Annotated in this window: 17 protein-coding genes; 15 read left to right on the top strand and 2 right to left on the bottom strand. The window is 64.4% G+C overall.

What is annotated here, in order from left to right; translation table 11 throughout:
• Positions 1–14: 14 nt before the first annotated feature.
• Positions 15–905, bottom strand: a complete 891-nt coding sequence (locus Q6A48_RS03560; RefSeq protein ID WP_304552035.1) for an HpcH/HpaI aldolase/citrate lyase family protein — start codon at positions 903–905, stop codon at positions 15–17.
• 612 nt (positions 906–1,517) lie between these two features.
• Here Q6A48_RS03560 and Q6A48_RS03565 point away from each other — a divergent pair.
• The 12 genes from Q6A48_RS03565 (at position 1,518) to Q6A48_RS03620 (ending at position 16,666) form a co-directional block, all read left to right on the top strand.
• Positions 1,518–2,912, top strand: a complete 1,395-nt coding sequence (locus tag Q6A48_RS03565) for a Y4yA family PLP-dependent enzyme (protein ID WP_304552036.1) — start codon at positions 1,518–1,520, stop codon at positions 2,910–2,912.
• Positions 2,913–2,927: 15 nt separating this feature from the next.
• Complete coding sequence (locus Q6A48_RS03570) at positions 2,928–3,971, top strand: PLP-dependent cysteine synthase family protein (RefSeq protein ID WP_304552037.1); 1,044 nt, start codon at positions 2,928–2,930, stop codon at positions 3,969–3,971.
• 27 nt (positions 3,972–3,998) lie between these two features.
• Positions 3,999–5,144: an NAD/NADP-dependent octopine/nopaline dehydrogenase family protein gene (locus Q6A48_RS03575; protein ID WP_304552039.1), complete on the top strand. Its 1,146-nt coding sequence runs from the start codon at positions 3,999–4,001 to the stop codon at positions 5,142–5,144.
• Complete coding sequence (locus Q6A48_RS03580; RefSeq protein WP_304552040.1) at positions 5,141–7,039, top strand: IucA/IucC family protein; 1,899 nt, start codon at positions 5,141–5,143, stop codon at positions 7,037–7,039. Before Q6A48_RS03575 ends, Q6A48_RS03580 begins: the two co-directional genes overlap by 4 nt.
• A gap of 15 nt (positions 7,040–7,054) precedes the next feature.
• Positions 7,055–8,299 (top strand): MFS transporter, encoded by a 1,245-nt coding sequence (locus Q6A48_RS03585; RefSeq protein WP_304552041.1) that lies wholly within the window; start codon positions 7,055–7,057, stop codon positions 8,297–8,299.
• A 15-nt stretch (positions 8,300–8,314) separates the two neighbouring features.
• A complete protein-coding gene (locus Q6A48_RS03590; protein WP_304552043.1) occupies positions 8,315–9,499 on the top strand; it encodes an aminotransferase class V-fold PLP-dependent enzyme in 1,185 nt (394 codons plus the stop codon).
• Positions 9,500–9,588: 89 nt separating this feature from the next.
• Complete coding sequence (locus Q6A48_RS03595) at positions 9,589–10,110, top strand: sigma-70 family RNA polymerase sigma factor (protein WP_304552045.1); 522 nt, start codon at positions 9,589–9,591, stop codon at positions 10,108–10,110.
• Positions 10,104–11,081: a FecR domain-containing protein gene (locus tag Q6A48_RS03600; RefSeq protein ID WP_304552047.1), complete on the top strand. Its 978-nt coding sequence runs from the start codon at positions 10,104–10,106 to the stop codon at positions 11,079–11,081. Before Q6A48_RS03595 ends, Q6A48_RS03600 begins: the two co-directional genes overlap by 7 nt.
• 111 nt (positions 11,082–11,192) lie before the next feature.
• A complete protein-coding gene (locus Q6A48_RS03605) occupies positions 11,193–13,607 on the top strand; it encodes a TonB-dependent receptor (RefSeq protein WP_304552048.1) in 2,415 nt (804 codons plus the stop codon).
• A gap of 64 nt (positions 13,608–13,671) precedes the next feature.
• Positions 13,672–14,859 carry an ABC transporter substrate-binding protein gene (locus Q6A48_RS03610; RefSeq protein WP_304552049.1) on the top strand — a complete coding sequence of 396 codons (1,188 nt, stop codon included), beginning with the start codon at positions 13,672–13,674 and terminating at the stop codon, positions 14,857–14,859.
• Complete coding sequence (locus Q6A48_RS03615; RefSeq protein ID WP_304552050.1) at positions 14,856–15,917, top strand: FecCD family ABC transporter permease; 1,062 nt, start codon at positions 14,856–14,858, stop codon at positions 15,915–15,917. The genes Q6A48_RS03610 and Q6A48_RS03615 overlap by 4 nt, the downstream gene beginning before the upstream one ends.
• Entirely contained in the window at positions 15,911–16,666 is a 756-nt protein-coding gene (locus Q6A48_RS03620; protein ID WP_304552052.1) for an ABC transporter ATP-binding protein, read from the top strand. The genes Q6A48_RS03615 and Q6A48_RS03620 overlap by 7 nt, the downstream gene beginning before the upstream one ends.
• Positions 16,667–16,699: 33 nt before the next feature.
• Here the strand turns inward: Q6A48_RS03620 and Q6A48_RS03625 are convergent, their stop codons facing one another.
• Positions 16,700–17,626: a LysR family transcriptional regulator gene (locus Q6A48_RS03625; protein WP_304552054.1), complete on the bottom strand. Its 927-nt coding sequence runs from the start codon at positions 17,624–17,626 to the stop codon at positions 16,700–16,702.
• Between the two features lie 113 nt (positions 17,627–17,739).
• Between Q6A48_RS03625 and Q6A48_RS03630 the strand changes: the two genes are divergently transcribed.
• From Q6A48_RS03630 to Q6A48_RS03640, 3 genes are all read left to right on the top strand, one after another.
• On the top strand, positions 17,740–18,735 hold the full coding sequence (locus tag Q6A48_RS03630; RefSeq protein ID WP_304552056.1) for an aldo/keto reductase: 996 nt from the start codon (positions 17,740–17,742) through the stop codon (positions 18,733–18,735).
• Between the two features lie 199 nt (positions 18,736–18,934).
• Positions 18,935–19,690, top strand: a complete 756-nt coding sequence (locus Q6A48_RS03635; RefSeq protein ID WP_304552058.1) for a substrate-binding periplasmic protein — start codon at positions 18,935–18,937, stop codon at positions 19,688–19,690.
• Position 19,691: 1 nt separating this feature from the next.
• Positions 19,692–21,035, top strand: coding sequence for a GGDEF domain-containing protein (locus Q6A48_RS03640; RefSeq protein ID WP_304552323.1), 1,344 nt, complete (start codon positions 19,692–19,694; stop codon positions 21,033–21,035).
• The last annotated feature ends 4 nt before the right edge of the window (positions 21,036–21,039 follow it).

Consider the following 21,039-nt stretch of genomic DNA (forward strand, 5'->3'; position numbering starts at 1 on the left):
GATCGATGGGCGGCTCAGCAGGCATCTGCGTTGGCGGGTTCCCCGTAGAGGCTGGCCACGTCCAGCAGCCGTTGCGCATGTTCGATGAGCGGCAGGTCCACCATCTCGCCGTCCACCTGCACCGCATGGCTGCCACTGGCCACGGCCTGCATCACTCGATCCGCCCATGCCAATTGGCGGGCGTCGGGCAGGAATGCCTGCTGGACCGTGCGCAACTGATCGGGATGGATGCAAAGCTTGGCGCCAAAGCCCAGGGACCGGGCGTAGTGCGCCTCGTGCTTGACCGCCGCAAGGTCGCTGATCGCCGGGGTGACGCCGTCGACCGGCGCTGGCAATCCCGCCGTTCGCGACGCCAGCACGATGCGATTGCGGGCGAAGAGAAACGCCTCGGGCACCTGGCTGCAGTTGATGTCGAGGGAAAAGTCCAGCGAACCGAACGCCAGCCGCGAAAGCCCGGCAATACCGGCGATGGACTCGACCTGGTGCAAGCCCTTGGCGGTCTCGATGATGGCGACGACCTTGAGCCCGGGCCGCCACGCCAGCAAGCGCGCGACCACCTCGGACAACGCCTCGCAATCCTCCGCCTTGGGCAGGAAGATGCCCGTGCAGCGTTGCGGATGGCGCATGTCTTCGAGCCATCGCAGATCCTGGCCGAAGAAGGCGCTGCCGACACTGTTCAGGCGGATGTAGCGTTGGCAGGTCACGTTGGGCGCACTCTCCTGCCAGGCCCAGATCGAGGCACGGGCAGCGGCCTTGCTGTCGGGATGAACCGCGTCCTCGAGGTCGAGGATGATTGCATCCGGGGCCGCCGCGACGGCCTTGGCGAAGCGTTCGGGACGGTTTCCCGGGACGAACAGGTAGCTGATGGGAAGCGTGGCGGTGGTGCCGGGACGTTGGGTGGTCATAAAGCTCTCCTGGGTGTGCGACTGTCGGGGGGTCAAGGAAAAATTTCATCGCCTTCAAGCGGGCCGGTCGCGGTCCTGCACCGGCCTTTTGCAACATGGGTTAATTCCTTGTTGATCAAGGTATTAAGACGTTCTTCCGAGTACGGACGGACGCCTGCGAACACGAACGAGCAAACGCCTGCTTACGTTCAGCCAACGAGTAAATATTCAAAATTTTTGAAAACCTTACTTGATAATCGTTTGCGTTAGCAATATGGTTCTCGCCACCAAAGATATTTCTCACACATCAAAGGAAGTTTTCGCACCCTCAAAAAAAGTGCATTTCAGTGATGTCATTTAAATGTCAGCCGATGACCCCAATCGAGGATAAGCCGCACACTCGATAACGGCCTCTTTGTGTCCAGATAAAACTTCAGGAGCGGGTTTCTGATGCGATGTCTTTGTGAAGTATTTATTAACCCCGGCATAACACTATGGATGCCGGGTTTCGCCTGGCGCGCACCACCACGGGCGTGAATCATTCGCGCCTGAAAAAACGGCTGGTTCATATACGTCGATAAACAAAGTTATCGAAACTTGAAGGGTGTTGTATTTAAACGCCAGGGAATCACTATGCCTAATGCAATGACGCCGACACAGAATGACCCTATCGAAGTGTATAAACCGACCCAGCTGGCGCCGTTGATCGATCCCCTGGTCGCGCGCTTCATTCAACAGGAGCCCGACAAACTAACAGCGTTGCTCGAACACTATGGATCGCCGCTGAACCTGGTATGGCCCCATGCGCTCAAGCTCAACACGGCGGCCCTTCAAGCCGTGCTGAAGCAATACAACGTTCCCCACACGCTGTTCTATGGCGCCAAGGCCAACAAGTCCCAATGCCTGCTGTCGGCGGCGGCGGAAATGGGCATCGGTGTCGATGTGTCGAGCCTCCATGAGTTGCACGCCGCGTTGCGGGCCGGCATTCCAGGCCAACGCGCCTGTGCGACGGGACCGGCGAAAACGACAGCATTTCATCAAGCCCTGGTGAATGAAGGGGCGCTGATCTGTGTGGATTCACGGGAGGAATTCGGCCACCTGGCCGCGCTGCTCCACGCCCGGGAAGATCCTTGCAAAGCCCGTGTTCTGCTGCGCTACCGGCCACAAGGTTGCCCGACGAGCCGTTTCGGAATGGGCCCCGCCGACTTGCTGGATTGTTTGCAACAGCTCACCCAGGAACGACAGCATTTTCACTTCGAGGGTTTTCATTTCCACCTCGGGGGCTACGGGTATGAAACCCGCGCCCAGGCGTTTCGCGAAGTGCTGGCGTATGTCGACGCCGCCCAGGAAATGGGCCTCGCCTCGACCCTGATCGACATAGGTGGAGGCCTGCCTATCCGTTATGTCGACCCACAGGCCTACGACAGTTTTCTGCGTAACGACAATAACCCCAGTCATTATTACAACCAGGCGGTGCCGAAGTCTTTTTACCCTTACGGCAGCCCCCTGAATGCCAGCCAATGGTTGGCATTGTTCCTGGAATCCGATTGTTTACCCGGCGAATCGATTGCCCATTACTTGCAATCGCGCAATATCACCCTGGCCCTGGAGCCTGGCCGAAGTTTGGTCGACCAAGCGGCCATTTCGGTGTTCCGGGTCACCCGCAGTAAAAAACTGGCCAATGACCACACCGTCCTGTTTGTCGAAGGCAGTAGTTTCAGCGCCTGCGAAACATGGTTTTCATCCGAATACCTGGTGGACCCGATCCTGATCAGTACGACGGCGCCGACGCGTACGCCGACTCAAGCCTATATTGCCGGACATAGTTGCCTGGACGATGACGTCATTACGTATCGGCTGATCAACTTCGAAACTTCACCCCAGGCCGGGGACTTGTTGATTTATGCCAATACCGCCGGCTACCAGATGGATCTACTGGAAAATGAATTCCATCGCCACCCGTTGCCCCGACGCATGACCGCTACTTGTTGCACGGAAGGTCACTACTCATTTTCACCTGACTGCTAATAGGGAGACTTACTTATGATACTTGGCAAAGTTTCGGAACTGATTGGCAATACCCCCATGCTGGGCATTGAAGTGCCGGGGACCAACGCGCGGTTGTTGTTGAAGATTGAAAAGAACAACCCCGGTGGCAGCATTAAAGACCGCATGGCGAGGAACATGGTGCTGGCGGCCCTCAAGTCGGGCCGCTTGAAGCCCGGCGGCGTGGTCGTCGAGTCGTCTTCCGGCAACACCGGCATCGGCCTGGCCATGGCGGCCGTGGAGTTCGGCCTGCAATTCATCGCCGTGGTCGATCATCACGCGGCACAGGACAAGATCGCGGTCATGAAAGCCCTGGGGGCCGACGTTCGATTTGTCGCCGGCAACTACCGCGAAGACGAGGTCGCCGTGGTCGAGCGCCAGCGAATGGCGGCCGAACTCGCGTCGCAGATCCCCGGCGCCGTGTTCATGAACCAGTCGGACAACGCCGCCAACGCCGGTGGCTACAGTGACTTCGTGCGTGAAACCATCGCCCAGGCGAACGGCGCGATTGGCGCGTATGTCGGCTGCGTCGGCACGGGTGGCTCGATGACCGGCATCGCCCGCGGCCTGAAAGTGCATGACCCCGAGACGGTGACCGTCGGCGTCGAGCCCGCCGGCTCCATCGTGTTCGGCCATCCCGGCTACCCGTACTACCAGTCCGGCACCGGCACCCCGGCCGGCGATACCGTCGGCCTGGTGCTCGACTACAGCTGCATCGACCTGGGCGTGCAGGTCACCGACACCCAGGCCTTCGAAACCGCCCGCTACATCGCGCGCAACCTGGCCCTGCTGGTGGGCGGCTCCACCGGCGGGGCGATCTTCAAGGCCCTGGAGCTGATCCACGCCGGCGTGCTCACCGGCAACGTCGTGGTCCCGATTGCCGATGGCGGCGAAAAATACCTGCACACCGTCTTCAACGAACAATGGCTGCAGGAGCGTGGCTTGCTCGACCCGGGCGTCGCCGCACAGCTGGACACCTGGCTGGGCAAGACCCAATGGCTGGAGTCCACCACGGCACCGTTGCAACTGAGCGTCGCGTAATCTCAACCCACCCAGGAACGCCTCTCAATGAACTTACTGAAAGTCGCTATCTGTGGCGGGGGCAGGACCGGCCATCTGAATGCTGTCCTGTTCAAACAACTGCCCGATGTCCAGGTCTCGCTGCTCACCGGCAACCCGCAGGTCGTCGAGCACCACGCCCGTCGGGTGCCGATCCAGGCGCTGATGCCGGACGGCTCGACGCTGAGCGCGCATCCGGACCGCGTGACCACGGACGCCAAGACGGCCGTCGAGGACGCCGACATTGTCATCATCACGGTGCCGGCCCATGCGCGCCCGCAAAACCTGCGCAGCATCGCCGCACACCTGAGCACCGATAAACCGGTGTATATCGGCGCCATCCCGGGGTTCTGCGGGTTCGACTGGCTGGCCGAAGCCACCCTGGCGCAACGGCCCAACCTGGTGATCTGGGGCATGAAGGATGTCCCGCACACGGCGTTCGATCTCAAGCCCGGGCGCTCGATCCGCATGGGCGGTGGCAAGCGCCAGTTGTATGTCGCGACCCACGCCCGCGAGACGCAGGCTTCGCGCCAGCAGCTCGGGGAGTTGCTCGGCAGGCTCTACGGCCCGTGCGTGACGCTGCTCGACAATTACCTGGAAATCACCCTGACGCCCGGCAACCCGATCATGCACAGTTCGGTGATCTACGGGTTGATCGGGCCCTACGGGCAATGGCACCGCAAGATTTTCCCGCAGCCCTTGTGCTGGTGGACGGAGTGCCCGGAACTGGGGGCGTATTTCCTGGAGCGCATGGACGAGGAAAGCCAACGGCTCTGCGCCGTCATCAGCGAACGCCTGGGGGTCGACCTGTCTTCGGTCAAGTCCTTGAAACAGGAAATCGTCGAGGCCTATGGCGAGCAGATTCGCGACCGCAGCAGCATGTTGTCGATCCTGCGCACCAACCAGGCCTACAACGACATCCTCGCGCCGATGGTGCCGGCCGATAACCGCGCCGGCTACGTGATCGAGCGCCAGAGCCGGGCCTTCAACGAAGACGTCGCCTACGGCCTGGTGCTGCTGGTGGAAATGGCCAGGCGCTTCGACCTGAAGGTGCCCTACATCGAGGAAGTCCTGCAGTGGAGCGTGGCCTACATGCAGGGCCTGCGCGACTCGGCGCTGGACTACTTCCCCCGTCACTGGCCGCACGCGGCATGAACCCGACCTCCCCTTCCTTATTCATCGACGAGCAGACAGCCGATATGGATGACTTCAAGACACTGATCGCCTACTCACGCAAAAACGCCATGCGCCGCCTGGTGCGTTGCCTGTTTGCGGAGAACATCCTGGATCGCCGCGCCCTGGTTTTTTCCGCCGACGGCACCCAGGCCACCTACCCTCTCAAGAACGCCCGGGATCATCTGTTTTTCTCCCGTATCAGCCTGGCCCCGGCCGACACCCTGATCAATGAAGGCGACGTAGTGCTGGTCACCGCCGAGGGCCTGCGCCAGGTGGTCGACACGCACCAGGACCTGTTGGACGTGCTGCGGGACAGCTTCGACTTCGCCCCTACCGACGAAGGCGTGGCCGGACTCAAGGCGGACATGGAGAACAGCCTGATGAACGATGCCCATGCCCGCCGGCATCGCCAGCAATGGAACGCTCGACTGGCCGAGGCGACCCACAGCCAGGGCCTCAGCAGCCTGACCGATTACCTGCGCCAGCACGCCAGCACCCAGGACGCGGCGATCCTGCTGGATCAATGGGGCTCCCTGGAAGGCCACCCGTATTACCCCACGTGGAAATCCCGTCCGGGCCTCAGCGATGCCGAGGTCGAACAGCTGTCGCCCGAGTTCAATGCCCAGGTGCCCCTGCGCATCGCCGCGTTGCGCGCCGACATGGCCAGGAGCGAGAGCATGCCCCACGTCACCGATTACCTGGCCTGGTTCGCGGCGAACTTCCCTACGCACTGGGCGCAATGGAAAACCGCGCTCAACGACAAGGGCCTGGACGAGCAGCAATGGTTGCCACTGCCGATCCACGCCTGGCACCTGCAGGCTTATGTCCTGGAGCACTTCGCCAAGGAAATCGAAGAAGGCATCCTGATCACCGAAGGGCCGGACATCCTGACCCTGCCCACCATGTCCTACCGGACCATGATGCCGGTGCAGCAGCAAGCAGCGCCGCTGATCAAGCTGCCCATCGCAGTGTGGATGACCAGTGAGCTGCGTAGCCTGCAGGCCAAGTCGATCCACATGGGCCCGCGCATCAGCACGGTGATCACGCAAATCCTCGCCGCCGAAAATGGCTTTGGCCAGCGCCTGGAAATCTTTCCGGAAGAAATCGGCGTGCGCTACCGCAACGCGATCACCCAGGATGACGCTCCGGGGCGACACCTGTCGGTGGTCTTTCGCGCCAGCAAACAAGCGTTCCAGCGCGACGACGACTGCCTGCCGATCACCGTCGCCTCGTTGTTCACCCGCCTGCCGGGCAGTGGTCGCCCGCTGTTCACCGACCTGATCGAGCGCGACGGCCTGCGCGCCAGCGCCCGCCAGGTGGAAGACTGGTTCCGCCAGTACGCCAGGGTGGTCACGCAGCCGGTGGTGGCGATCTACCTGATGTACGGCATCGGCCTCGAAGCCCACCAGCAAAACACCATGGTGCTGTTTTCTCCCGATGGCAAAGCGCGTAGCCTGCTGATCCGCGATTTTGGCGACGGCCGGACCTATGCGCCCTGGCTGGAGGAACGTGGCTATACCTTGCAGCCGCATGTTCAGCCAGGCATCTTGCCGACGGTGTTCGTCGACGATGTCGAGCCGGTTCGCATGTTCGTGCTGGACGCGGCGTTCCTGACCCACCTGCACGAAATCGCCCTGTGGCTGAGCACCGAATATGCGCTGGACGATACCCGGCTGTGGACCGTGCTGCGGGAGGAAACCGAAGGCGCCTTCGAGGCCGTGCGCGACCGTGTCGCGGCGCCATTGTGGGAAGTGGAGCGCCAGGCCTTCCTCCAGGCGCCGTGGCCGACGCGTTCGCTGCTGCGCATGCATTTGCTGCAGTATTCCAACTATCGCTTGCAACACACGCTGACCAACCCGCTTGCCAGCGCCTAACACCGAGGCTGAGTCATGTCCCACGCAGGTACCCCCCAGGGTTTGAACGTCAGGATCCTGGTTTATCTTCTGTTCACGATCCAGCTCGTCTCCATGGGGGCGATGGAAATGAGCGGGCCGTTCTGGCCCGTCCACCTGCGTGGGCTGACGTCCTCGGAGTCGGTTTTCAGCTTCGCCAGCATCGCCGTGTATGTCGGGCCGATGCTGGGCATCATCCTCACCAGTGCTTTCTGGGGCCGGATCGGCGACCGCTACGGCCACAAGTTGATGATGATCCGTGCCCTGGCCGGATTGTCCCTGACCCAACTGGGGCTGGCACTGTCCGGGGACATCTGGGTGATCCTGGTCTTGCGCTTCCTGCAAGGCGCCTTCGCCGGGTACATCGCCCCGGCGCAAGCCTACGGTGTCAGCATCGAAGCGCCCTCGCGCCGGGCGCGGCTGTTCGCGATCCTGCAGATATCGACCAACGTGGGTTCGTTGCTCGGCGCGGTGGTCGGCGGCCTGATCCTCGACCATGCGACCTTTTTCTGGATCAACATGATCGCGGCGGTGCTATGCGCCCTCTGCACGGTGGTGGCCGCCGTGACCCTGCCGGACGTGCCCCCGGTGAAGAAGGCCCCCGTGCACACCGCCACCGCCGCGACGGAACGCGGCGCCAGCCCCTGGCAGGGCTCGCCACTGCTGTCGTTGCTGTGTGTGATGGGCATCCTGTTGTTGGCGCGGATGCTGCCGCAGACGTCCTTCTCCCTGTACGTGAGCACGGTCTTCGACGTCAGCAATTCCGTGGTCGGCTTGTGCTACGGGCTGTTGGCCCTGGGCTTCATCCTGTCGGCCACGGCGTGGTCGCGCTACTTCGAGCACAGGTCCCAGCAGGACACCTTGCAGCGCATCACCTACGTGGTACTGGGCTGCATCGCGCTGACCGCCGTGGCGGGCGCCACGCGCAACGCCCTGGTGTTCGTCGTGGCCTATTTCATCTGGGGGGTACTGCTCGGCGCCACCACGCCGGTGCTGATGGCGCTGATTTCGAAAACCGCCGACAGCAGCCAGCAAGGCCATGTGCTCGGGATCGCCCAGGGCACCGCGCAGTTCGCGTCGATCGCGGGGATTTCGGCGGGGGGCCTGCTCAGCCAGGTCTATGGCTTGCAGTACACCTACCTGTTCGTCTGCCTGGCGTATGGGCTGGCACTCATCCCGGTCGTCGCGTTGCGCTACTGGCCCACCACCCTGCAAGCCAGCCCGGCACCGCCCGGGGAATGATCGAGGAGTTTCGTCTTGGACATTGAACGACTGCGCGCCGACACCCCCGGGGTCGGACACGTGATCCACTTCAACAACGCCGGTGCCGCGCTGATGCCGCGACCGGTGATCGAGGCCGTCACCGACCATCTGCACCGCGAGGCCCGCTTCGGTGGCTATGAGGCCGCCGGGCAGCAGGCCCAGGCCCTGGAGGACGTCTACACCGCCATCGGCCGCCTGATCAACGCCCAGCCCGCAGAGATCGCGGTGATCGAGAACGCTACCCGCGCCTGGGACATGGCCTTCTACTCCCTGCCGTTGCGGCCGGGCGACGTGGTGCTGACGTCCACCACCGAGTATGCCGGCAACTACATTCCCTACCTGCAATTGCAGCGACAGCGCGGGATCGAACTGCGGATCATCCCCAACGATGAGCACGGCCAAGTCTGCCTGGCGGCGCTGAAGACCCTGCTGGACGATGAACGCGTCGCGCTGGTGTCGCTGCCGGTGATCGCCACCAACGGCGGTCCGGTCCAACCCATCGAGCAGATCGGCGCCTTGACGCGGGCGGCTGGCAAGCTGTTCCTGCTGGACGCCTGCCAGGGCGTCGGGCAGATGCCCCTCGACGTGCAGAAAATCGGCTGCCACATGCTCGCCGCCACCAGCCGCAAATACCTGCGCGGGCCCAGGGGCATGGGCTTTCTCTACGTCGAGCAGTCGCTGTGCCAGACCCTTGAGCCGGCCTTCCTCGACCTCCACGCCGCGTCATTGCTGACGGCCCAGACCTTCGCCATTCGTGACGATGCCAGGCGTTTCGAGAACTGGGAATGCAATGTGGCGGCGAAGCTGGGCCTCGGCGCTGCCGTGGCGTACGCCCTCACCCAGGGGATCGAGCCGATGTGGCTGCGCATCCAGGGCCTGGCCAGCCACTTGCGGGAACAGCTGGCGGCGGTTCTCGGGGTGACCGTCCAGGACCGGGGAGCGCTCAGGTCGGGCATCGTCACCTTCACCCACCGCACGACCAGCGCGACCCAGCTCCAGCAGTGGCTGGCGGGCCAGGCCAGGCCCATCAACGTCAGCACGTCCCGGGTCGGCTCGACGCTGCTGGACATGCAGCAACGCGACCTGCCGGAAATCAGCCGCGCCTCACTCCATGCCTACAACACCCACGCTGAGATCGAAGCCCTGGTGCAGGCCCTGCACCGGCTGCCCGGTGGTTGAAGCGCAGCAGACGGAATCGAGCTTGCGTCGCGGGAGGATTGTCCTTTAGGATTGGGAATACTTCTCAATTGCAAAAAAAACCCGCAGCCATGAGCCAATCCCTGTCCGCGAACAACGACAACCATCTGCACGTGATCGAGGCGCTGTACGCCGGCCACCACGGCTGGCTGTACGCCACGCTGAAGAAAAAGCTCGGCAACGCCATGGATGCAGCGGACCTGGCCCAGGACACCTTTACCCGCATCCTCGCCTCCCAGGTCACCACTATCGAACAGCCCCGGGCCTACTTGAGCTGCGTGGCCAAGGGCATCCTGATCAACTGGTACCAGCGCAAGGCCCTGGAACGCGCCTACCTGGAAGCCCTCGCGCACTTGCCCGCCCAGGAAGTCCCCTCGCCCGAGGTGCGCTGGATGGTGCTGGAAACCCTGCACGAAATCGACGCCATGCTCGACAGCCTCGCCCCGCCGGTTCGACGGGCATTCCTGCTGTCGCAGATCGGCGGCCTGAAGTACGACGACATCGCCGAACAACTGAACGTCTCGCTCATCACCGTCAAGCGCTACATGAAACAGGCTTTCGTCCAGTGCCTGATGCTGGTCAATGAATGCTGACCCGCCGCCATGAGCCACCCCTGGACCCCAAGGTCCTCGAGGAGGCCGCCGAGTGGCTGATGCGCTTGAGTGAAGGCGGCTTCAGCGACACCGAGCGCGCCGAATGGGAATGCTGGAAGGTCAGCAGCCCCGAGCGGGATCGGGCCTGGGCCCGCGCGCAACTGCTGCAAAGCAAGCTCGGCGGACTGCCCGCGACCTTGGCGATGTCGACGCTGGACCGCCCCAGCCATCCCGACCGCCGCCGGGCGCTCGGCAAGCTGGCGCTGTTGCTGGCGGCGGTGCCCACCGGCTGGGGCAGCTGGAAACTCGCGCAACAACAGCCATGGTCGGCCGACTACCGAACCGCCATCGGCCAGCGCCGCGAGTTGAGCCTGGCGGACGGCTCGCGGATCACCCTCAATACCGACACGGCCGTCGACATCCTGTTCGATACGCAGCAGCGGCTGGTCGCGCTGCGCGAAGGGGAAATTCTGGTGCAGACTGCCCCGGACGCCTCCGCCCTGGCCCGCCCATTCCTGGTCAGCACGGGCCAGGGCCGGATGCAGGCCCTGGGCACGCAGTTCACCGTCCGGCAGGTGCAGGCACGCACCCAACTGGCGGTACTCGACGGCGCCGTGCGGGTGGAGTTGGCAGAAGGCGGCCAGCAGGCGCCGCTCATTGTCGCGGCCGGGCAGCGCACCGATTTTTCCACCCGCGACTTTGGCCCGCTGGCGCCGACCGATCGCAACGCCAGCGCCTGGACCCAAGGCATGCTGGTGGTCGACAAGATGCGCCTGGCGGACTTTGTCGACGAGCTGGCGCGCTATCGCCGGGGCCTGCTGCGGTGCGACCCGGCCATCGCCGGGCTGCGCATTTCCGGCGCCTACCCCGTCAGTGACACGCAACGCACGTTGAACATGCTGGCGCAGACCTACCCGATTCTGGTCAGCGGCCACCTGGGCGACTACTGGGTGTCCCTTTCCCCCGCCTGAGCCGGAAAAAATATGCCGGCAAAAAAAATCATCGCGCGGGTGATACTTTTTTTCGCCTCGACTGGCAAAGAAGGGAATAACCATTTTTTTCGTCCATAGGGTCATCCATCCATGCTCGTTGCGCGGCCCCGGCGTCCGGATCGTCTGACCAAGCCCGTCTTTCGCAGTGTGCTGCTCGGCCTGGTCCTGGTCGCGGACAGCGGATCGTTCGCCGTGGCGGCCCCGCCGGCCCGGCTGGATACGGTCACGGCTCGCACCTACGAGATCGCCCCGGGCCCGCTCGGCCCGGCATTGTCGAGTTTTGCCGCGCAGGCCGGGGTGGCCCTGTCGTTCCAGCCGGCAATCACCGAAGGCTTGCTCAGCCCCGGTCTGTCCGGCACGTATTCGACCCGGCAAGCCCTCAGCCGCTTGCTGGCCGACAGTGGCGTGGACATGGTCGAACGCGACGATGGCAGCTACACCCTGGTGCTGCGCCAGGTGGCATTGCCGCCCATCAACGTCGACGGCGTCGGCAAACCCGCCGACAACCTGCCGCCGACCTACCCCGGCGGCCAGCTCGCTCGCGGCGCACGCCTTGGCCTGCTGGGCAACCGGGATGCAATGGACGCGCCCTTCAGCATCAGCAGCTACACCTCGACCCTGGCCAGGGACCAGCAAGCGGTCACCGTGGGCGATGTGCTCGAACGGGATTCGTCGGTGCGTTCCACAGGGCAGGCAGGCGGGATCGTCGACTCGTTCTTCATCCGCGGCTTCCCGGTGGGGGAAGGCAACCTCGGTGAACTGGCCTTCGACGGGGTCTACGGCGTCGCATCCAACTACCGGGTGTTCGCCGACTACGCCGAACGGATCGAGCTGGTCAAGGGCCCGGGCGCCCTGCTCTACGGCATGTCGCCCAACAGCGCGGTCGGTGGGGTGATCAATGTGGTGCCCAAGCGGCCGCTCGATGAAGACCTGACCCGCTTCACCAGCCGCTACGCAATGAATTCGCAACTCGGCGGCCACCTCGACATCAGCCGCCGGTTCGGCGAGGAACGCCGGTTCGGAATCCGGCTCAACAGCAGCCTCCAGCAAGGGGACACCGCCATCGACCATCAATCCCGGGAACTGGGAATCGGCGCCCTCTCGCTGGACTACCAGGGTGAACGCCTGCGGACCACGCTGGACCTGATCGACCAGCGCGAGCAACTCGACGCCGCCTCGCGGCCCTTCCTGATCGCGCCCGGCGTGCAGGTACCGTCGGCCGCCAACGGGCGTACCAGCGTCAGCCAGGATTGGGGGCGATCCAGGACCCGGGACAAATCCGCGCTATGGGGCGGCGAGTACGACCTCAGCGAGGCGCTGACAGTGTTCGCCCACGCCGGTGGCGGCCAGTCGACGGTGGAACGCCTGTCCGACCAGACCCCGACCATCATCAATGCCGCCGGCGATACCTCATCGGTCCCGGGCTATTACCAATTCGAAGTCCAGCGCTACACCGTCGACGGCGGCGTGCGGCTGGGCTTCGACACCGGGCCGGTCAGCCACAGCACCGTCCTGCAGGCGAGCCGTTACCGCGATGAACTGTCCCGGGGCATCAATTCCGGTGCGCCGCTGCTGTCGAACATCTACCACCCCATCGACCGGCCCAAGCCGTCGATCGCCGAGCCGAGCACGCCGAAGATCTCCGCAAGCGAACTGTCGGGCGTCGCGCTCGCCGACACCCTGTCGGTACTCGACGGGCGCCTGCAACTGACCGCCGGCCTGCGTCGACAGACCATCGAGTCGCACAACTACAACGCCACGGGGGCGGTGACCGGCGCCTATGACCAGGCCCGAAACACGCCGCTGTTCGGCGTCGTCGCCAAGCCCTGGGAGCATGTCGCGCTCTACTACAACTACGTCGAAGGCTTGAGCAAGGGCGACATCGCACCGTCCGCCGCCGCGAACGCCGGCGAGGTCTTTTCGCCCTACGTTTCCCGGCAGCAGGAAGTCGGGATCAAGCTCGACTACGACAGCTTCATGGCCACGCTGGCGCTGTTCCAGATCAAGAAGCCCAGCGGTGAACTCGCCGCCGGGGTGTTCTCGGTCCAGGGCGAACAACGCAATCGCGGCATCGAGCTGAACCTGGCGGGCGAGATCGCCCGGGGCACGCGGCTGTTGGCCGGTACCACCGTGCTGGATGGCCAACTGACCCGAAGCCGCGTCGCCGCCAACCGTGGCAACAGGCCGGTGGGCGTTCCGCGCGTCCAGGCCAACCTCTGGGCGGAGTGGGACACCCCGGGCCTCGAAGGCCTGACGCTGACCGGCGGCGCGATCTACACCAGTCGCCAATACGTCGACCAGGCCAACACCCAGGCGCTGGATGCCTGGACCCGTTTCGATGTCGGTGCCCGCTACACCACGCGCATTGCGCAACGCCCGACCACCCTGCGGGCCACCGTGCAGAACGTGTTCGACCGCGAGTACTGGTCGGGGGTCGCGTCCTATGGCGCGTTTTCCCAGGGGGCGCCACGCACCCTGCTGTTGTCTGCCACCGTTGATTTCTGAAACTTCCGGTCCGCGGCGACGACATCTGTCGTTGTCCGGCCTGGCTCCTGCAAAGGCGTACACCATGGTTACCGTTTTTCGCCGTACCCGAACGCTCGCCGCGTTACTGTTCACCGGGCTGTTGGGCCTGTCGTTGTACTCACTGGCACCGCGCCAGGCGCTGGCCGCCGAGCCGGATCCCGCACTGGGCACCGTGACCGACCTGCTAGGGCGCAAGGTCAAGGTCCACCTGCCGGTCAGGCGGGTGATCCTGGGCGAAGGCCGCCAGTTGTACCTGGTCGCGGCACTGGACACCGAGAACCCCCTCGAACGCATCGTGGGCTGGCGCAAGGACCTGATCCAGTCCGACCCGGACACCTACGGCGCCTACCTGCGCCAGTTTCCCGCGATCGCCCGGATCCCCACCTTCGGCGGCTTCGAGGATGGCACCTTCGACATCGAACAGGCCATTTCCCAGCACCCGGACGTGATCATCCTCAACGTCGAAGCCCAGCACGCCACCGAAGACGCCCGCTACATCGAGAAGCTCGATGCGCTGGGCATCCCCGTGGTCTACGTCGATTTTCGCAATAACCCGATGCAGAACACCGAGCCCACCATGCGCCTGTTCGGCCAGCTGTTCGGCAAGCAGGCACGCGCCGAGGCCTTCATCGATTTTCGCAACCAGCAGATCCGGCGCGTGACGGATGTCATCGAGGCCCGCCGCCCTGCCCGTCCCAACGTCTTCATCGAGCGCATCGGCGGCTACACCGATGACTGCTGCCTGAGCTTCGGCAACGAGAACTTCGGCCTGTTCGTCGAGATGGCCGGTGGCAACAACATTGCCAAGGGCATCATCCCCACCACCTTCGGCCAGTTGAACGCCGAGCAGGTGATCGTCGCCAACCCCGACCAGGTGGTGGTCACCAGCGCCAACTGGGAAGCCTTCGCCCCGGGCGGCCACTGGGTCGGCGTCGGCCCTGGCGCGGACATGGCCGAGGCCCGGCGCAAACTGGCGTGGTACACCCAACGCCCGGCGTACGCGGGCATCAAGGCCCAGGACAGCCAAGCGTTCCACGCCATCTGGCACCAGTTCTACAACAGCCCGTACCAGTTCGTGGCGATCCAGCAACTGGCGAAGTGGTTCCATCCGCAGCTGTTTGCCGACCTGGACCCGGATGCCGCCTTCCGCGAACTGCATGAGCGGTTCCTGCCGGTGCCCTACGAGCCGGGTTACTTCGTCAGCCTGGACAAGCCGAGGGCCCAGCCATGAACTCGATGAACGAACCCCTGGTGGTGCAACGGCAAACCTACCGGCGCCTGGTGCTGCGCAAGCGCCTGATCCTCGGCGCGCTGGTGGTGTTGCTGATGGGCAGCGTCCTGCTGGACCTGGCCCTCGGGCCGGCACGCTATAGCCTCGAAGAAGTGCTCGGCGCCCTGCTGTCGCCCGCCCAGGCGCCCGCGCAGGTGCGGGTGGTCATGTGGGACATTCGCCTGCCAGTGGCCTTGATGGCCGTGGCGGTGGGCGCGGCATTGTCCCTGGCCGGCGCGCAGATGCAGACGATCCTCAACAACCCCCTCGCCAGCCCGTTCACCCTGGGCATCTCCGCTGCCGCCGGGTTTGGCGCAGCCTTGGGGCTGGCGTTTGGCGTCGCGCTGTTTCCCCTGGCGGCGCAGTACATGGTGCCGCTGAACGCCTTCATCATGGCGATGCTCTCGGCCCTGCTGATCCACTTCATGAGCATGCGGCGCGGGGTCACCGCCGAAACCATCGTGCTGCTGGGCATCGCCCTGGTCTTCACCTTCAATGCCCTGCTGGCGCTGGTGCAGTTTTTCGCCACCGAGCAGGCGGTGGCTGCCGTGGTGTTCTGGACGATGGGCAGCCTGACCAAGGCCACCTGGCCCAAGCTGGGGGTCATCTGCCTGGTGATCCTCATCACCCTGCCGATCTTCGCCAAGCGTGCCTGGGCCCTGACCGCCCTGCGCCTGGGCGATGACAAGGCCGCGAGCTTCGGCATCAATGTGCGCAGCCTGCGCTTTCAGACGCTGATCATGGTCAGCCTGCTCGCCTCGTTTCCCGTGGCCTTCGTCGGCACCATCGGCTTCATCGGCCTGGTGGGACCGCACATCGCGCGGATGCTGATCGGCGAGGACCAGCGGTTCTTCCTGCCGGCGTCCTTGCTCACCGGCGCGTTGATCCTGTCCGCCAGTTCGGTGGTCAGCAAGACCCTGATTCCCGGCGCGATCTTTCCCATCGGCGTGGTCACCTCGCTGATCGGCGTGCCGTTCTTCATATCTCTGATCCTGGGCGGGAAGAAAAACACATGGTGAAGATCCAGCTGGACAACCTCGGCGCCCGCTACGGCCAGCGCACCATCATCGAAGGGGTGACCACTGCAACCTTCGTCGGCGGCCAGGTGGTGGCGGTGGTCGGGCCGAACGCGGCGGGCAAATCCACCTTGTTCAAGCGGATGGCCGGCTTGATCGAGGGCCCCGGCCAGGTGCTGCTGCAGGACTCGAAAAAAGGCCCGCAGGGCATCAGCTACATGCCCCAGGGCCTGAATGCCAGCGCCCGCCTGACGGTGTACGAATCGGTGCTGCTGGCGCGCAAGCAACTGACGCCCGGCTGGGTCGTCCACGACGATGAGCTGCGCCTGGTAGACGACATCCTCGCGGCGCTGGGCATCACCGAATTGTCCTTTCGCAACCTCGGCGAGCTCAGCGGTGGGCAGCAGCAATTGGTGTCGATTGCCCAGACCCTGGTGCGCGAGCCGGAAATCCTGTTGATGGATGAACCCACCAGTGCCCTGGACATGCACCGGCAAGTCCAGGTGCTGAAGTTCATGCGCGACCTGGCCCGCCAGCGCGAGGTCATCGTGTTCATCGCCATCCACGACCTCGGCCAGGCGCTGCGCTTTGCCGACCAGGTGCTGGTCATCGCCGACGGCACCACCCAGGGCAGCGGCCCGAGCCACGAGGTGATCACCGAGTCGATGCTGCGCCAGGTCTACAAGGTGCAGGCGCGGATCGAGCCGTGCAGCCGCGGCGAGCACCATATCCTCATCGACGACATCGTTTGATGCCGGGCCCGGGGCGCTCGTCCCGGGCCACTTTCACTGGATCCTCTCCATCAGCGCCCCCTGCTCGTCGGCGACACCCTGCAACAGCTCGACCACCCAATCGATGAACACCCGCACCCGCGGCGACAATTGCCGATGGGGCGGGTACACCGCAGAGATCGGCCACAGCGGCACCGGGTGTTCGCCCAACACCTGGACCAGCGTTCCCTCGGCCAACTGCCGCTGGACGTGGTAGCGCGGCACCTGGATCAGGCCGAACCCGGCCTCGCACGCCGCGACGTAGGCATCCGCGTTGTTGACGGTCAGCTCACCGGGCAACTGCATCTCGTGCACCTGCCCCGCCACTTCGAACTCGAACGGGAAGAAGCGTCCATGACCGGAGGCGAACCGGATAGCCTGGTGGTTCGCCAGGTCATCCGGCGCCTGGGGCACGCCTGCACGGGCCAGGTAGCCGGGGCTGGCACAGGTCAGTTGTGGCAGGCGCACGATGGGCCGCGCCACCAGGCCCTGGTCGACGATCTTGCCCGCACGGATCGCACAATCCACGCCCTCGCGTTGCAGATGGACTTGCCAGTCATGGAAACCGATGTCCAGTTGCAACTGCGGGTAGCGCCGGTAGAACGCCGGCAACCGCGGCACGATCCAGGCGCAGCCAAAGGCGATGGGCATGTCCACGCGCAACAGGCCGCGCGGCTGGCTGCGCTGTACCGACAACGAGCTCTCCAGGTCGTCGAGGTCGTCCAGCAACTGGCCGCAGCGCTGGTAGTAGGCCTCGCCGTCGAGCGTCGCGCGCACCTGCCGGGTCGTGCGATGCAGCAATTGCACACCGAGGTGCGCTTCCAACTGCTGGATCAACAAGCTGACGGTGGCCCGGGGCAGCTTGAGGTCGTCGGCCGCCTTGCCGAACCCGCCCAGTTCGACGATGCGCCGGAACACTTGCATGGCCTGAAGTCGGTCCATTACTGGCCTCACTGTTTAGAAATCACGAACAGTTAAACCAATAATCACGGATTTATCCACATGATCGTTTACTGGACACTGAACCCCTCATTCAACCCCCAGGAACCTTCATCATGAAAACCCGCCAACTCGGCCACCACGGCCCTTACGTCTCCGCCATCGGCCTCGGCTGCATGGGCATGTCCGATTTCTACACCACGGGCGTGGATGAACAGGAGGCCATCGCCACCCTTCACCGCGCCGTCGAACTGGGCGTGACCCTGTTCGACACGGCCGACATGTATGGGCCGCACACCAACGAAGCGCTGCTCGGGCGCGTGCTGCGAGGCAAGCGCGACGGCATCTACCTGGCCAGCAAGTTCGGCCTGGTGCGCAGCAGCGATCCCCATGCCCGTGGCGTCAACGGCCGTCCCGACTACATCCGCCAAGCCATCGACGGCAGCCTCCAGCGCCTGCAAACGGATTACCTGGACCTTTACTACCAACATCGCATCGACCCGCAGGTGCCGGTCGAGGAATCCGTCGGCGCCATGGCCGAGCTGGTCAAGGCCGGCAAGGTCCGTCACATCGGCCTGTCCGAGGCCAGCGCCGAGACCATCCAGCGCGCCCACGCCGTGCACCCGCTGGCGGCCGTACAGAGCGAATATTCGCTGTGGTCTCGGGAGCCGGAGCGCAATGGCGTGCTCCAGATTTGCCAGCGCCTGGGCATCGCCTTCGTCGCCTACAGCCCGCTGGGCCGGGGCTTCTTGACCGGCGCCCTGAAGTCGGCCCAGGACTTCGCCGCCGATGACTATCGCCGCAGCAATCCACGCTTCCAGGCGGACAATTTCAACCACAACCTGGCCTTGGTGGAGCGCGTCAAGGCATTGGCCGCGGATAAAGGCATCAGTGCCGCGCAACTGGCCCTGGCCTGGGTCCTGGCCCAGGGCGAGCAGGTGATCCCGATTCCCGGGACCAAGCAGCGCAAGTACCTGGACAGCAACGTGGCGGCAACTGCCGTGGCCTTGAGCGCTGGCGAGCTGGCGCAACTGGACGGAATTTTCGCCGCCGAAGGCGCGGTGGCGGGCGACCGCTATGCGGCCCACACCATGGCGTTGCTCGACGGTTGACCGGGCAGCCCCGCCGCCAGGCTCAAGCCGCTGCCAACTCCGCCGATAACCCTATGAGCGATGGGTGATAACACCCGGGCCTGGTCGCATGTCGTTTGCAAGAAGTCGATCACGCCCTTGCCACGGGGCCAGTGATGCGCTGAAGTGAACGGCATTGCAGGCCTGACCAGGCTTTGCGGGTTATATAGGGTAATGATCGATGCTTTCTGCGCTTGACCGCCTGCTGTGTGGAGTCCTGATGGCCTTGGCTGCGAACGCTGGCGCGGCCGAGGCCCCGCTGCGCATCGTCACCGAGGAACTGCCGCCCTACAACATGACCGAAAATGGTCGGATGACGGGCATGAGCACCGAGGTGGTCCAGGCGGTCCTCAAGGAGGTCGGCATGGACGCGCCGATCCATCCCATGCCCTGGGCCCGCGCCTATGAACTGGCGCTCAATGAACGCAATGTGCTGATCTACTCCATCGTCCGCACGCCTGCGCGCGAACACCTGTTCCAGTGGGTCGGCGCGATTGCCCCGACCCAGTGGTACATCTACTCGCTGGCCGACCGTCCGGTAAAGCTCGACTCGCTGGCCGACGCCCATGGTCACCAGATCGCCACGGTCAACCAGGATGTCGGCGAGCAGTACCTGGTCTCCCAGGGTTTTCGCATCGGCGAGGAATTGCAGTCGAGCACCAAGTACGAACACAACTACCGCAAGCTCAAGGTCGACCACGTGGAGCTGTGGATTTCCAATGAACTCAATGCCCTGTACCTGACCCGCCAGAACGGCGAGGACCCGGACAAGGTGCTGATCCGCTCGCTGGCGCTGCCCGAGCTGTCCAGTGCGGACGGCCTCAGCATGGCGTTCAGCCGCCAGACACCGGTCGAGACGGTCGAGAAGTTCCGCGCCGGCCTGGAAAAGATTCGTCGCAACGGTGTATACGATGCCATCGCTCGCAAATGGTTATGACATGACCGGCAACTTCAAGGCCGCGTCCACCGCGCAACCGCGTACCGGGGCATTCAGTTCCCTGGGGCGACGCCTGGTGCTCGCGACCCTGTTGTTCAGCCTGGTCTTTACCCTGGCGATGGTCACCTGGCGCACCTGGCTGGCCTGGGAAAACAACCTGGCGGAGATGAATTCGGAGCTGGTCCTGATCGACCAGGTGTTCCAGAACACCCTGGCCCACGCCATCTGGGAAATGGACCGTGAATCCCTCGACCAGCAGATCACCAGCGTCGCCAGCGCCGCACCGGTGGGACGGGTGGTCCTGAACATCGTGCGCCCGGGCCAGCCGCCGGAAGTCATCGACCTCAATCGATACGCCGTCGAGCCCTCCGGCGCCGCGCCGGTGCTGCATCGCCAGCTCGTCGCCCAGCCCTACGCCGGGGCGCACGAAAAGGTCGGCGAGTTGACCATCGAAGGCGACAACCGCCTGCTTTGGCAACGTCTCTGGGACGAGGCCCGCAGTATCGTCATCACCCAGGTCATCCAGTCGCTGCTGCTGGCCGGATTGGTCATGACCATGTTCAACCGCCTGGTGACCGTGCACGTGGTGCATATCGCCCGCCACCTGGGGGAAGTCGCGCCGCAGACCCTCAAGCGCCACCTGCGGTTGCAGCGGGCGGCGCACCGCCAGGACGAGCTGAGCCTGCTCGAATCCCAGGTGAACGAGCTCCAGGACAATCTCCACGCCCACCTGGAGCGCCAGCGTTCCGATGAACTGGCCATCGCCGCCAGCCGTGACCAGTTGGCCCAGCTGGTCGAGGCGCGCACGGCAGAGCTCAAGGCGGCCAACCAGGCGCTCGAAGCCCTGTCGCGTCACGACGCCCTGACGGGCCTGGCCAACCGACGCTATTTCGACGAACTCAAGAACATCGAATTCCGTCGCGCCGTCCGCCACAAGACGCCGCTGGCCGTGCTGATGTGCGACGTCGACTTCTTCAAGATCTACAACGACACCTACGGGCACATGCAAGGCGACCAGTGCTTGAAGCAGATCGCCGAAACCCTGCGCAGCGTCTTCGGGCGCTCGGGCGAGCTGACCGCGCGCCTGGGCGGCGAAGAGTTCGTCGTGGTGCTGCCCAACGTCGACGCCAGGCAGGCCAGCGAAGCCGCCCAACGGCTGCGCGCTGCCCTGGCCGAGCGCGAACTGCCCCACAGCGGCTCCAGCGTGTCGCGCTTCGTCACCCTGAGCATCGGCATCGCCGAACTGGACCCGGACACCATGGACCATTTCGACCAGTTGCTACAACGCGCCGACCAAGCGCTGTACCGAGCCAAACACCAGGGACGCGATTGCGTCGCTGTTTAAACCA

Origin of the sequence: Pseudomonas citrullilanati (assembly GCF_030580855.1) — a bacterium.
In the GTDB taxonomy this organism is placed as follows: domain Bacteria; phylum Pseudomonadota; class Gammaproteobacteria; order Pseudomonadales; family Pseudomonadaceae; genus Aquipseudomonas; species Aquipseudomonas citrulli.

Coding starts and splice junctions, on each gene's coding strand:
- Q6A48_RS03560 (WP_304552035.1), bottom strand. CDS start 905: ATGACCACCCAACGTCCCGGCACCACCGCCACGCTTCCCATCAGCTAC.
- Q6A48_RS03575 (WP_304552039.1), top strand. CDS start 3,999: ATGAACTTACTGAAAGTCGCTATCTGTGGCGGGGGCAGGACCGGCCAT.
- Q6A48_RS03565 (WP_304552036.1), top strand. CDS start 1,518: ATGCCTAATGCAATGACGCCGACACAGAATGACCCTATCGAAGTGTAT.
- Q6A48_RS03600 (WP_304552047.1), top strand. CDS start 10,104: ATGCTGACCCGCCGCCATGAGCCACCCCTGGACCCCAAGGTCCTCGAG.
- Q6A48_RS03630 (WP_304552056.1), top strand. CDS start 17,740: ATGAAAACCCGCCAACTCGGCCACCACGGCCCTTACGTCTCCGCCATC.
- Q6A48_RS03610 (WP_304552049.1), top strand. CDS start 13,672: ATGGTTACCGTTTTTCGCCGTACCCGAACGCTCGCCGCGTTACTGTTC.
- Q6A48_RS03605 (WP_304552048.1), top strand. CDS start 11,193: ATGCTCGTTGCGCGGCCCCGGCGTCCGGATCGTCTGACCAAGCCCGTC.
- Q6A48_RS03620 (WP_304552052.1), top strand. CDS start 15,911: ATGGTGAAGATCCAGCTGGACAACCTCGGCGCCCGCTACGGCCAGCGC.
- Q6A48_RS03580 (WP_304552040.1), top strand. CDS start 5,141: ATGAACCCGACCTCCCCTTCCTTATTCATCGACGAGCAGACAGCCGAT.
- Q6A48_RS03635 (WP_304552058.1), top strand. CDS start 18,935: ATGCTTTCTGCGCTTGACCGCCTGCTGTGTGGAGTCCTGATGGCCTTG.
- Q6A48_RS03570 (WP_304552037.1), top strand. CDS start 2,928: ATGATACTTGGCAAAGTTTCGGAACTGATTGGCAATACCCCCATGCTG.
- Q6A48_RS03585 (WP_304552041.1), top strand. CDS start 7,055: ATGTCCCACGCAGGTACCCCCCAGGGTTTGAACGTCAGGATCCTGGTT.
- Q6A48_RS03595 (WP_304552045.1), top strand. CDS start 9,589: ATGAGCCAATCCCTGTCCGCGAACAACGACAACCATCTGCACGTGATC.
- Q6A48_RS03615 (WP_304552050.1), top strand. CDS start 14,856: ATGAACTCGATGAACGAACCCCTGGTGGTGCAACGGCAAACCTACCGG.
- Q6A48_RS03625 (WP_304552054.1), bottom strand. CDS start 17,626: ATGGACCGACTTCAGGCCATGCAAGTGTTCCGGCGCATCGTCGAACTG.
- Q6A48_RS03640 (WP_304552323.1), top strand. CDS start 19,692: ATGACCGGCAACTTCAAGGCCGCGTCCACCGCGCAACCGCGTACCGGG.